This is a genomic window from Pedobacter nyackensis, from assembly GCF_900176505.1.
Classification (GTDB): domain Bacteria; phylum Bacteroidota; class Bacteroidia; order Sphingobacteriales; family Sphingobacteriaceae; genus Pedobacter; species Pedobacter nyackensis.
In genome coordinates this window covers 100,515-113,856 of record NZ_FWYB01000012.1, presented here as the reverse complement: position 1 = coordinate 113,856, position 13,342 = coordinate 100,515, and the positions used below count along the sequence as shown (strand labels likewise).

At 39.8% G+C, this 13,342-nt stretch carries 7 protein-coding genes; all 7 read right to left on the bottom strand.

Translation table 11 applies throughout. The annotated features are described in order from the left end of the window. Positions 1–8 precede the first annotated feature (8 nt). Positions 9–1,787 carry a class I mannose-6-phosphate isomerase gene (locus tag B9A18_RS18855; protein ID WP_084291096.1) on the bottom strand — a complete coding sequence of 593 codons (1,779 nt, stop codon included), beginning with the start codon at positions 1,785–1,787 and terminating at the stop codon, positions 9–11. 19 nt (positions 1,788–1,806) lie between these two features. Beyond that, on the bottom strand, positions 1,807–2,547 hold the full coding sequence (locus B9A18_RS18850; protein WP_084291149.1) for a GntR family transcriptional regulator: 741 nt from the start codon (positions 2,545–2,547) through the stop codon (positions 1,807–1,809). 180 nt (positions 2,548–2,727) lie between these two features. Continuing rightward, on the bottom strand, positions 2,728–5,175 hold the full coding sequence (galB, locus tag B9A18_RS18845; protein ID WP_200816396.1) for a beta-galactosidase GalB: 2,448 nt from the start codon (positions 5,173–5,175) through the stop codon (positions 2,728–2,730). 157 nt (positions 5,176–5,332) lie between these two features. After that, positions 5,333–8,662 carry a DUF5107 domain-containing protein gene (locus B9A18_RS18840; protein ID WP_084291094.1) on the bottom strand — a complete coding sequence of 1,110 codons (3,330 nt, stop codon included), beginning with the start codon at positions 8,660–8,662 and terminating at the stop codon, positions 5,333–5,335. 73 nt (positions 8,663–8,735) lie between these two features. Beyond that, positions 8,736–10,082: a sugar porter family MFS transporter gene (locus B9A18_RS18835; protein WP_084291093.1), complete on the bottom strand. Its 1,347-nt coding sequence runs from the start codon at positions 10,080–10,082 to the stop codon at positions 8,736–8,738. 42 nt (positions 10,083–10,124) lie between these two features. Then, on the bottom strand, positions 10,125–12,017 hold the full coding sequence (locus tag B9A18_RS18830; protein WP_084291092.1) for a glycoside hydrolase family 97 protein: 1,893 nt from the start codon (positions 12,015–12,017) through the stop codon (positions 10,125–10,127). A gap of 45 nt (positions 12,018–12,062) precedes the next feature. Further along, positions 12,063–13,307 carry a DUF2264 domain-containing protein gene (locus B9A18_RS18825; protein WP_084291091.1) on the bottom strand — a complete coding sequence of 415 codons (1,245 nt, stop codon included), beginning with the start codon at positions 13,305–13,307 and terminating at the stop codon, positions 12,063–12,065. Positions 13,308–13,342 lie beyond the last annotated feature (35 nt).

Genomic DNA, 13,342 nt, shown 5'->3' with positions numbered 1-13,342 from the left:
TTCGGGTTTTAGCAATGATTATCCTTTACATAAGCGACAACTAAAAAGGCTTTTTGTGTTCCTTGATTGCGAACGGTATACTGTTCTATCGCAGCAGGAATCACAAATGTTTCGGCATATTGAAATACAGTATTGTTGTTTCCAACCGTTATCTCAACTGATGCTCCTTCAACCAACATGCATATATGACATTGTCCTTGTGTAGCAATAACCGTTTCTCCCGTAAACTCATATCGGTCAACAGTGTAAAAATGTTCTGCATGAGTAGGCAGCTTCATCAATTTGCCCTCTGGCCATTCTTTTATTACTATAGGGTGCGAAATCAACTCTTGCGCAACATAATCACCTTTTCGGTCAAAATATAGATTATTAAAAGCATGTTCTATATTGATGGGACGCGGGCTGCCATTAAGATCCAGACGAAGCCAATCGTACATTTTAAACGTAAAAATGTATGGCGTACTGCTAATTTCCAGCACCATATTATTTTTGCCCGAAGCATGAACGGTTCCGTTCGGAATAAGGAATAAATCGTGTTTATGCGCCTTGTACTTTTGCACATACTTTTCTACTGGCATTTCTACGCCATTGTTCTGCGCATCAAGCAATGCTTGTTTGAACTCATCCGGATTAATATCATCCTGAAAGCCTAAATAAACATCGGCGTCTGGCTCGCAATCTAAGATGTAGTAAGTCTCATCCTGGGTAAATGTTTCTCCGAAATGCTCCTGGATATATTTGGTTCTTGGATGACACTGAATAGAAAGATTGCCTCCATCATAGGTATCCAGAAAATCGAAACGTATTGGGAATTCATTACCGAACCTATGAGCCGCTTTTCCCAACAGTTTATGATTATTTCGGAACAAAAGAAAATCGAAAGAAATCTCCAACAGATGTTTATTACCTTCCAGCACGATTCCATTTTCAGGCACAATTAATTCAAAAGACCAGGCATAATTTACCTCATCCTGAGGCAGCTCTTTAATGTTTTTCTTCATCCAATTTCCGCCCCACACCCCCGCTTCAAACCAGGGCCTGGCTCTAAAAGGTTGTTCAAACATGGCATCCAGTGTGTTCCTGAAATATTCTCCTCGCATCCAGGTAATTTCATTTATACGTTGCTCATCAACTACATAATCAAGCTTAGAAAGCAGTAGTTCTTTATGTTTGTTTAATACAGGCCAGTCAACAAAATAGAACCGTTTGTACATCTGAGTATTCTCAAATACATCTATCGCCCCGAGGTTTGTAATACTCTTAGCCCACATGCGATACTTAATTTCATTTTTTGGAACATCCACATAAATAAGAGGACCCTGCCAATTACTTAACATCGCTCCCGTTCCGTAAACAATGCATAAATCAACATCGTTACTGCACGTTAATGACTTTATTTTTTCTTCGTCAAAGAAATCAATCAGGTTGCCTACATATTTCTTCCCAAATACAGGATCGTTGCCATTTAAATTAGGGGCAATCATTTCGTTTATTTGTTCAGGAGTTTTTAAGCAGGAATCTATATTATGCCACGATACTCTTTTGCCGTACCGGTCAAAGTGCTGCTGTAAATTCATTCGGAACGATTCCCATAATACACCACCAAAACCATCGATTATTACAGCCTTTTCAGCTAATAAACTTTGAGCCAATGAATCATAACCCGCTTGTACTGCATATTGCGTACTAAAAGTTGGGACAATATTATAGGATTGATGAGCATGAGAAGAGCTGGTAAGCGGCAATAAGGATTGTGTTGTATTTCGTACTGTTTGAATATTTTCCATTGGTAATTCGTAATATTTTTTAAACTGAATGCTTTATTTCTATGCTATAAGTAAACCAGTCACTTCTGTAATAACACACATTATACTCAATGGGTCTTCTTGCGGCATCAAGGACCAGCCTTTTTCTTTCCAATAAGGGCTCCCCTTCTTTTATTTTGAGGATTTCAGCAATTTTACCTACCGCTGCAACAGCCTTAATTTCTTCCTGCGAATAAACAGGCATTACATTGTACTGCTCATCTAACAACTCGTACAAAGGCTTTTCAAAGTTTTCATTTTCCGAAATACCTATACGTGGATGAAAATAGGACTCAAAATAAACCATTGGATTTTCATCTGTACTGCGAACCCGTTTTAAACATATCACTTCTGTTTCCGCATGGATTTGAAGACTTTGGCCTACCTCCTCATCCACGGCTATCTTTTCAACGCTAAGCAACAGGTTCTTAAAGGACAACCCCATGCTCTCCATTTCATGCGTAAAACTCATCCAATTGTTGAGATTTGTAGAGATCTTTTGTTTTGTAACCCGTGTTCCTACTCTTTTCTTTCTTTCAAGCAAACCTTCTTTAACAAGATTATTGATTGCTTGTCGCAATGTATTCCTGGAAATGCTCCAACGCTGAGCAAGATCAGTCTCTTTTGGAAATAATGATCCATTGCTAAATTCAGGAAGCTGAATCAAAGACCTCAATACATCCTCAGCCTGTTTATTCAATGGTATTTTGCTGTCGTGATTAAGTAATGGTATTTTGTTCATATGTTCAAACATATTACTAATATAAAAACACTTTTTTATAAACCGCAATAGTTCCAGTTATTTTTTTTCAAGTGATGTGCAGGCGGAAAGGCTTAAATTGGTCATAACAGCGACATGACCTCTAGGATATTTAACCGGATGCTGATTAAACCTGGTAGAAGGAGTTTTTAGTTTGGCTGATTATTGAACCTGAATTTTTGTAGCTCCCCTGGTTAAACCTTTACTTTCTGCCTTAACCGTAATGATACCTTTAGCACCCTTCCTTGCTTTCACAATCACCAATGCCATTCCATTAAAAGCCGGTCGTTCATGATTTTGAAAAGATACAAAACTGGTTGCGTCACCATTGTCGGTTGCAACGATTTCCCCCGGTCCTTCAATCGAAAAACGTATAGACGGATTCGACCGCGGCACTATCAAACCTGATTCATCCGTTACTTTCACCGTGATAAAGCACAAATCATCCTTGTCCGATTTAATGGTCTTTCGATCAGCTGAAAGGGTAAGCTTGCTCATTACACCCGTAGTTTTCACTACATCCGTTGCCCAGAGTTTTCCATTTTTATAACTAACCACTTTTAACACACCTGGTTTATACATTACTTTATCCCAAACCAAACGAAAATCCTTCCCTGGCGCTTTAATTTTACGGCCTAGGCTTTTACCGTTTAAAAACAGTTCTGCTTCATCTCCCGAGGTGTAAACATGTACAGGTGTAATGGAATCAATGCGCTCAGGCCAGTTCCAGTGAGGAAGAATATGTGCCATTGGAAAATCCGGGCGCCAATGTGCCTGGTAACTATAGAAGCGATCCTTAGGAAAACCGGCTAAATCAATAATCCCAAAATAACTGCTTCTTGAAGGTGGATTGTTTTTACGAATTAATGCTAACTGTTTTTCTAATTCCTCTTTTTTACTTGCATCGGCTCTGAAATTGAGCAGGTTCGTTTCATCTGAATTGTAAGGTGTAGGTTCTCCTAAATAGTCAAAACCGGTCCAAACGTATTCACCTAACAGATGCGGATATTTGGCATTAGTTCTGAATTGCTCATCCGGAGAGCAGCCCCAGCCTGGTTTTGCAACATCGTAAGATGTAATTTGCCAGTTTTTGTATTCTGTACCACCGAAAAAATATTCTCCACGTGAACTCACACAAGAAGATGTCTCACTCCCTAAAGTCGGCTTATTGGCATATCTCGGATCAGCATCCCAACGAGGTTGTTGATCAAAGAAATAATTTACCCCCATTAAATCTAATGCCACAACAGCACCTGAATTACGACCTCCATCAGGATCGTTATAACCGTTAGAAACGGGACGGGTAGGATCTTCCCGATGTACAATATCCACCAGATGTTTAGTAAGTTCAACATTTTGTTGTTCCATAACTTCATTCCCGATTGACCATATAAAAACAGAAGGATGATTACGATCGCGATGCACTAATGCCATTAAATCCTTTTCATGCCACTCATCAAAAATTTTGTTGTAATCATTTTTACGTTTTCCTTTTTTCCAGCTGTCAAAAGCTTCATCCCAAACGAGAAATCCCATTTTATCAGCCAGTTCCAATAACTCCGGAGCAGGTGGATTATGCGAAGTGCGCAAAGAGTTACAGCCCATTTCCTTTAATAACTTCAGCTGACGGGTTAAAGCACTAAGATTAAAGGCTGCACCAAGTGCTCCTAAGTCATGATGATTACATGTTCCTTGAATCTGAACACGCTTACCATTTAATAAAAAGCCGTTTTTGGCTGTAAACTCCAGCGTTCTGATACCAAAAGGTGTGAAATAAGTATCAACTACTTTTCCCTTTATATGGATTGTTGTTTGCGCAACATAACGATGAGGACTTTCAATACTCCAACGTTTAGGCATATCAATGACTGCTCTTGATGAGGTCAACTTCTTTTCGCCCGGATTAATTACAATGATTGTATCTTTTGTAACCGCTACCTTAAGTGTGGGCTTATCCGAAGCGTCTAGCTCAAACAAGCTTGTCTTTACAATAGCTTTTTCACTTTTTAAGGATTGATTATTTATTGTTGTTTCAATGTTCACAACCGCGTTCTGATCAGAAACCTGAGGAGTGGTAATGTAAGTTCCATAATGATTCACGTGTATCGGATCAGTCTTTACCAGCCAGACATGACGATAAATTCCGGCGCCCGGATACCAACGTGAATCCCAGTTCTCCGTGTCTAAACGAACAGCCAAAACATTTTCTTTTCCAAACTGAAGAAAGGGTGTTAAATCCATTCGGAAAGAGGAATATCCATAAGGCCAGGTTCCAATGTATTTGCCATTGAGCCAAACTTTTGCGTTAGCCATTGCGCCGTCAAAATCTACAAAAACCCGTTTCCCTGCATCGGATCCATTTACAGTAAAGTGCTTTCTATACCACCCAATTCCTTTCCAGGGCAGTTTACCAGTTGCACCTTCAAGATCAATTCTAAAAGGGCCGGTAATGGCCCAGTCATGTGGTAAGTTCAATTTTTTCCAGCTGATATCTTCGAATCCAGAAGCCTCCAAACCAGATGGTTCTTCTTTCCTTGTACCGTCTGGTTGTAAACCATATCGGGCAAATAACCAACCTTGATCAAAAGAAACTGTATTCAAAGACCCCATCCTAACAATAGCTTTAGGCTGGGATAGTACTTGTTTGAACCCTATGGTACCAAGTATCAATATCAGGAACGCAGTCCTGAAAAAAAATCTTTTGCAATTCATTATTGTAGGTAGTCTATGTTTAATCCTTTACTTATTCCAACTGATATTCGTTAAATTAATTTACTTGTTTTTGTATTTCAAAATGTAACTGAGCTCCCTGGTGCGAGGAATTAAGCGCAAGTACTTTTTGAAAAGCTTCATTCGCTTCCTCAACACATCCATTCCCAAGTAGGCCCAATCCTTTAATAAAATAGCAATGCACTTTATTTCTTACTTCAAGGTCATCTTCAAACACCGATAAACTCGGTAAAGAAACTGCAAAATAATCGATTTCCACCTCATCATTAATATGCAGGTCACCATAATCAATTAACTTATCAAAAATATGCTGCGCTTTTTCCAGATTTCCTAGTTTCTTCCAGGCTAGCCCCTGATAGAATATCTTATCAGGTTGCTGATCGTTATAAAAAATTGCTGCGCTGGGTTCATTCGTACCTAAAGTTGCTTTATTAAAATATTTTCTTGCCGAAGCTTCATCATTTAATCCTTCGTAAGCACAGCCCATAAAATAAAAGATGTCATTTTCTATTGATCCAAAAAGCTTTCCTTCCCCTAAATTATGTGGGTAAACCTGGGCCTTTACCAACAGGTCAATAGCTTCGGAAAATGCTCCGGATTCAATTTTAATTCTGGCCAATTGTGTTAAACTAAGTACATACTGACCGGACACCTTTCCTTCGCCCCCTTCCCAGGGATGAAATTTCCTGTTCATTATCAATTCAAATGCCCGTTCATAGTCGCCCAGGAAATTATAAATCGCTACCCGTTCAAGGTAAACATCATCACGCTCCTCTATTGTATTGAGATGTTGTTCCAGGAAGAGTAGTCGTTTTTGAGGAGTATCATTCAGTTTTAGGTATAACTGGTGAAGTTCCATCAGCAACCGGTCGTCAGTTGGGTCAAGCCTAAATGCGGCCTCAAAACTAGTCAATGCGCTTTCAGCATCATTCAGCTTATTATAATAGGCAATCCCTAAGTTTCTTTGTACCGTAGGAAAGTTCCCGTCTAACTTCGCTGAAGATTCCCAATAAGCTATTGCCTCCTGATATTGACGTTTATCATAAAACAAATTACCCAAATAATAAGGCGCCCTTGCATCCGATGGGTTTCTTGAAATTGCAAATTCCAATACCTTAATTTCCTCCAAACGATTAGGGAAACAAAGGTAGGAGTCTGCCCGCGCCGCTTGGTTAAGCCAGCTGCTCACTTCTTTCTCCTCCCCCATATGCCCATAGAAAAAAGCCATGTAATAATAAACAAGTGGACTTGTCCCCTCCTCTTTAATGGCATAGCTAAGCAAATCAACAGCCTCGGCAAACAAGCCCATTGCAGCGTAATCCAGCGCATATTCTATGAAATTTTGTTCGTAGCATCTCGAAAGTCTTAGTAATTCATCCAGATAATATTGTGCTTTTGCATTATCCCCCAGCTCTTTATAAGCACAATTACATTCAAATAATGCAGCAAGATTGAAAGCATCTCTATTCAATGCTTTAAGAGCAACTAACACAGCACTTTCCGGTAAATTGAGTTTTCGGTAAGCTGTAGATTTTACGACATATGCTTTACTATTATTGGCATTACCGTCCAGAGCTATAGTTACATGTGCTAGCGCCTCCCCATAATTACCCTTTTTAACGTCAAGTTGAGCAACAGAAAAATAACCAGTCGCTTTCCAGGCATTATTCCAGGATGACTTAAAAAAGGCATCATAGGCTTCCTTATCCTTCCCCAGAAACCTTAAACACAATCCGAGATTATAATATGGCTCCCCATCGTAAGGATTGGGATTACGTGCTGTACTTGTCTCAATAGCCTTTCTAAAATAGCTTTCAGCTTTTTTAAACTGACCCCGTCTTAGATACCATAATCCAAGTGCATTGTTATTTCTGATATCCCCAGGCTCTTTTTCAAGTGCTTTTTCGTAATAAGGAACTGGTGTATAGGTAGCATGCCTATATTGTTCCAGGTGTTGTCCCGTTAAAAACAGTTGCTCATTGCTGTCAATTTCTTCAGGTTTTAGTGCCGGTTTTGCAGGTTCCGGTAAAACATTCTTTTGGTCATTTGCAGGCTCATAGCGTAAAAGTTCATGACCATTACTCGCAGTGATCATCAATAATAAACTATTTACATCAAAATTTTGATCAACAGAAAGCGTATTCACATAAACTTTTTCCGGTGAAACACTGATGGTTTCTTTCCAATATTCTTCTCCATCTATTTTTAGCTTAACATCAATTAAAGACTGCACAGAAGTCGCGTAAATCTTAATCTCCAATCTATTTTCAAGCTTGTTGATGGCCAAAAGAATGTCCTTACTTGCATTTTTCACCATTCCCAATTCACTATAAGGAAGGAAATACTGCGTAAATGACTTCTCCTCATTTGGCATGATCCAGGTAAAATCAGGTTGGTTATCTGTAAACATCCCTGTCATTAGCTCTATGTAAGGGCCGTCTTCATCGGTCAGGTTTCTATCCCAGGCGATACCGAAATCGCCATTTCCCCAGGTCCATTGTTTTTTACCTGGCGAAATATGATGATTTGCCACATGTAATACACCACCTTTTGTATCATGCTCATAGCCGCCAACAAAATCGTACGCTGAGTTAATAGCCATATATGAAGTTGGCACTGGAATATTTTTATACATGGAAATATCGGTTCCAGGACCATAGTCGACTTTGTAATAAGTCCCGGTAGCAATTGGGAAATCAGAAACATCACGTTTACCATGGTCAAAAACTGCATTCACATCAGGTGGAAATACAGATTGATAATGATCATTTACTTTAACAGCTGGGTTTGCCCACCAAAGAAAAGTTTGCGGTAGGTCGGTTCTATTGAATAGTTTAGCTTTAATTTCAATATATGCTTTATCCGGATACAAGGTAAAACCCGCCATCCCCTTGGTGTGAAACATTTGCTCTATTTCGTTTACCCAAACCGTTTTACTACCATCAGGATGCTTTTCAATAGTAAAATCAATTGGATCAAAAGTACTTGGACGATGATGCTGAGGCCAGTTGAACTCTATCCCTCCTGAAATCCACGGCCCGGTTAGCCCCACTAACGCAGGTTTTATAACCTGATTATAATAAATAAAATGTCGTTGTTTTATTTTATCATAGGCCATCTGGATACGTCCTCCCAGTTCCGGGAGAATCATGATTTTTAAATAATCGTTTTCCAGAAATAAGCCAATGTATGCTTTGTCTTCCTTTTCATCCAATATTTTTTCTATCACAGGATTCGGATAAACAACACCACTACTTCCCTGATAAATTCTCTTCTCAAAGAACATAGGGTTTTTATTAGGTTTACCCGTACCATAGGTCGGTATGGTTACCTGCTCTTGCCAAACGTTAACTGTATTTTTATTCATTTGTGTGCGTATTTTTGCTTCATGAGCACTGGTTATTACTGTTTGCTCATGATGATTTCATCTACTTAGCTTATTAATGTCTTACTAAATTTTGCTCCAGCTCTTCCAGAGTTTGGCCCTTTGTTTCTTTAACCTTTCTTTTTATAAATAGAAATCCCAGAAAACATATACCGGCGTACAAGTAGAATGGTCCGAACGTACCAAGCTTAGCTGCCAGGATTGGGAAAGTAAATACCAGGATAAAATACGCTCCCCATAGGGAAACAATAGCCAGAGATGAAGCCGTCCCGCGAATCTTATTTGGAAAGATCTCTGAGATCAATACCCAGGTAACCGGGGCCAGTGAAGTGGCATACAAACCTATTGCAATAAGTACAAAAGTTGAAATCAGACTTGCGGGGAATTGGTTCTGCAATAGGAAGGCCAGCACCACATACACAACTGATAAACCAAGAGAGCCGATCAGCATCAATGGTTTTCTACCCAGCTTGTCCACCTGCCACATTGCAAGGAGCGTAAAAATAAGGTTTACCGCGCCTATAGCTACCGTTTCAAATAACTGACGATCCAGATTGGCTCCGACAGACTCAAATATGGTTGATGTATAATTAAATACGACGTTAATGCCACACAATTGCTGAAAAACTGCCAGGACAACTCCAACTATAACAGCTGGACGTACACTTTTTTCAAAAACAGCTTTGTAGGATTGCTTATTATTCCCTGAAAGTGATTGCTGTATATCAGCAAATGTTGAGTTCACAAACGACTCAGATCCAAGCTTATGGAGTACTGCTTTAGCTTTCGATTGATGACCTGCCTTCATTAACCACCTTGGGCTTTCAGGAAGCCACAACACCCCGATCAGAAATATAAATGAAGGAATTACGCCCAATCCGAACATCCAACGCCAGGCATCCGGACCAATGTCAGCAAGAAAATAATTAACCAGGTTAGTCACCAAAATACCAATAACTACGGTAAGCTGATTGATCGCAACATTACGTCCTCTCACCTTAGCTGGAGAAACTTCGGCAATGTACATCGGGCATAACATGGATGCCATTCCTACGCCAATCCCGGCAATAAAGCGCATTATTACGAACATCGTTAGGCTTGATGAGAAAGCGATGCCAATGGACGACATTGCAAAAATGATTGCGGCCATCAATAAACCTGGCCTCCTGCCCTTCCTGTCAGCAATGGTTCCTGCGGCCAGGCAGCCTACTATGCAGCCCAAAGCCAATGAACCGGTTAAAAACCCTTCCCACCAGGGATCAAGCATAAATTGGGTTCTTAAAAAAGGCAAGGCGCCGGAAATGACCGCAAAGTCAAATCCAAACAAATACCCTCCAAGAGCAGAAATAAAGGATATGCCAATGATGTATTTGTGATTAAAAATTATTTTTTCTGTAGTCATTTGGTTGATATATCTGGTGTTATCATTCTGATTTATAAGGATCTATTTTTTTACAGATCTGATAATAATTGCCTGTCCCTGTTTTTCCAGCAATTGTATGTTTAATACTGTTGAAGCAGCTACGCTCATCTGTTTTATTGCAACTTTGGTAGAGGTCGACAATGAAGCGTCATCAGCATAAACCGTAGCCTGGTATTGTTTGTTTTTAGCCAGAAAGTTTAGTGGTAATGAAAAACTGATCGGTTTATCTGTCAATGTGCCCACATACCAATCCTCCCCGCTTCTTCGCGCGATTGTTCCATGTTCTCCAATTTTCCCTGCTAACACTTTTGTATCATTCCATACCGTAGGTAATGCATCATAAAAACTTAGTTCCGGAATTTCAGTTATTACAGAAGCCGTTGATCCCGCTCCTCCTTTTTGTCTTGGTGAATCTGCAGGACGATCGTACCAATACACAAACTGCCAGGGACTGTAAATACAGATCGCCTTTGCCATTTGAGAAGCATGAGATCCCATTTCGTTTACCCTCGGAGCAAAATAGCAATTGGTAAAGTCGCCTGCACCGGCTATCATTCTGGTAAACATCGTGGTTAATACCTGATGGTTATCCGGACTTTCTTCTTCTCCACGTATTCCTTCCTGAGTTAATAGATTAGGGTATGTTCTGGAATAACCTGTTGGACGGTACTCATCATGAATATCCAGCATCATTTGATGATCAGCGGCTTTCCTGATTGCCTCATGGAGCCAGGATGTACTTTTCTGCGACCCTACATCTACAAAGCCATATTTCAACCCCTTTACCCCCCATGACTTAAACAATGGAAGGATAGCATCCAACTCTTTCGACAAAGCGCGTTGGTTTACATAAAGTAACACGCCAACCCCTTTACTTTTCCCGTAGTCTATAACTCCCTGCAAATCCAATGGCCCTGTAGATCTTGAAGGATCAACATTTACAGCTAAAGCACTGGATGCATTATCGTACTCATGGCCATACCAACCGGCATCAAATTCAACATACTGCAAATTATGCCTGGCCGCAAAATCTATACAGGCTTTACCACCAGTTGTAGTCAGCGTTACCTCACGAATAACTTTACCAGGCTTGATCCATGATACATCCTTTATTGCATTTGCTTCATTTAAATTCAAGATAAAATGATTGTTTTCCAATAGCTTTCCGGCAGACTCCGCAATCATCACATATCTCCAGGGAGTAGAAAAATTTGTATTGTAAATTGCTTTCCCATCGAGCGCTGCAACAAGCAATAAACTATCTTTTGGAGAACGGTTAAATTTCATTCGGGCATGATCTACTAAAGCAGCTTCACCAAGTGCGATGAAGCGATTATCATTCATTTCAATCACATATGGGCGCTCAGTTCCATTTCCTGTTTTACTAATGCTCCCTTTTTTATATTTCGACTGCGCATTACCTGCAATCCAGGATGGATGATCTTTAGTAAACCTAAAACCTGTAAGTTCTCTGGTAATCATCACCTGCTTATTTGTAAGCACATTATACTTAAATGCTACTCCTTCATTATACACCCTTAATGACATAGAAAACTGACGATGAGGAGCTTTATCTTCTTTGAATTGAATAGTTACTTCCTTATAATGATTCAGATAATTATCTTTCTCACCATAAACAGGCTTCCAGTTTTCCTTCACCACTTTTTCTTTTACGGATACCATAGTCAGGTCCTCCGACAATGACTTCTCATTGTCAAATTCAAGGCCTAATGGCGAATTGGCAATGATTAAGCTGCCCTGGTAAGAGACCGCATAACTTAACGCCTTTTCATTTTTTAAACCCGTAGTAATGGTTAACTCCGTCTTTTTATCCGGGCTTAAAATCTTAATGTCTTTCGCCTGAATCATTAATGTGCTACTCAAAAAACATAGCACTATAAGCATCTTATTCATCTATTTTTTCTTTAAAAATTGTAACTCTAATTTTTTCAGGAAGGTTTAATTTGCTTCCTTATAAGCGTGATCAGCAGGCAAATCAATTCCTTTCCAAACCTTCCTGCTTGTCCAATCCTGAGCCAGGCTGGTCCAAAATGGGTCATTTGCAGGCAACCCTAATGGCAACAACCCAACTGTACAGAGGTATAAGCTTCCAGTAGTGATATAGTATTCGCCAATATTTGGTTGATAGCCAACGAGGCCAACCTTTAGCCATCCCCCTGAATCAAAAGTATTTGGCGCAACAATCATACGATGAATAACCATCGACAAAGCACTACGGACCTGTGCGGGTGAAACATCCTTTGGTAGTTCTTTAAGTAAAGCCACTTGCGACAATACCTGGAAAGCACCAAAACGATAAACCAATGAACGGCCAATTGGCGGGAAAGTACCTTCAGGCGAGATCATCCGTTCTTGAACAGCTGCATATCTTTGGGCTCGTTTCAATGCTTTATCATAAGTAATAATCTGATCGTTATCATTTTCTTTTAACACTTTGGTGATGTCAAGTATCATAGGCTGAATCACAAAACTATTATAGTAATCCCAATGAAAATCAGCCCCATCTCCGTACGCTCCATCTCCTTTGTACCATTTTTCATGTTTATTTAATGCATAAGCAATGGGTTCTATGTTTCCTTCATTTCCAGACTTTATAAGAAAAGCTTCAATCATCGCACTAAATAACAACCAGTTATTTTCGCCTGGTTTGATGCTACGCGAACTTTTTAAGGCATTCACCATATTCGTTTTTGTCTGCTGATCTAGTGGCTCCCACAATTGCGTGTAACCACGTAATAATCCCTGAGCCAGAAATGCCGCGTCAACCAAAGGCTGTTGGCCGTGCTTTGAGCTGAAATTAAGGAAATCAGGCGAAGATGGATTAACCGCATTAGCCAATGCCTTGCGGGTTAAATCTATATAAGTGGTACGAAGTTTCCCCTCAGTGCTTTGGTCTGGGCCAAGCTCCAACCATGGAGCAATACCAGCAAGGGTTCGTCCAAAAGCTTCCAAATGCGCAACCTCTTTACGCTTTATTTCCTTATTGTCTACAGGCATTTTAGCACGCAATTGACCATTACTAAGGTTCCTTAACACTGGATCTGCTATTTTTACAAGTACAAACACCCAATACTCACGACCGTTATACTGTTCAGTTTTACTTTGTCTTTTCTCCTGACCAAGAGCAGAAAAAACAATGGAGACTATTAAAGTGGATAGTATTAAAGCAGTTATTCGCGTCATTATTCTAGTAATTGTGTGAAGGTTTTAGTTTTAGA

What these genes read in the sequence shown, in the direction of transcription:
- B9A18_RS18835 (WP_084291093.1), bottom strand. Translation starts at nt 10,082, where the DNA reads ATGACTACAGAAAAAATAATTTTTAATCACAAATACATCATTGGCATA.
- B9A18_RS18840 (WP_084291094.1), bottom strand. Translation starts at nt 8,662, where the DNA reads ATGAATAAAAATACAGTTAACGTTTGGCAAGAGCAGGTAACCATACCG.
- B9A18_RS18850 (WP_084291149.1), bottom strand. Translation starts at nt 2,547, where the DNA reads ATGAACAAAATACCATTACTTAATCACGACAGCAAAATACCATTGAAT.
- galB (WP_200816396.1), bottom strand. Translation starts at nt 5,175, where the DNA reads ATGGGGTCTTTGAATACAGTTTCTTTTGATCAAGGTTGGTTATTTGCC.
- B9A18_RS18825 (WP_084291091.1), bottom strand. Translation starts at nt 13,307, where the DNA reads ATGACGCGAATAACTGCTTTAATACTATCCACTTTAATAGTCTCCATT.
- B9A18_RS18830 (WP_084291092.1), bottom strand. Translation starts at nt 12,017, where the DNA reads ATGAATAAGATGCTTATAGTGCTATGTTTTTTGAGTAGCACATTAATG.
- B9A18_RS18855 (WP_084291096.1), bottom strand. Translation starts at nt 1,787, where the DNA reads ATGGAAAATATTCAAACAGTACGAAATACAACACAATCCTTATTGCCG.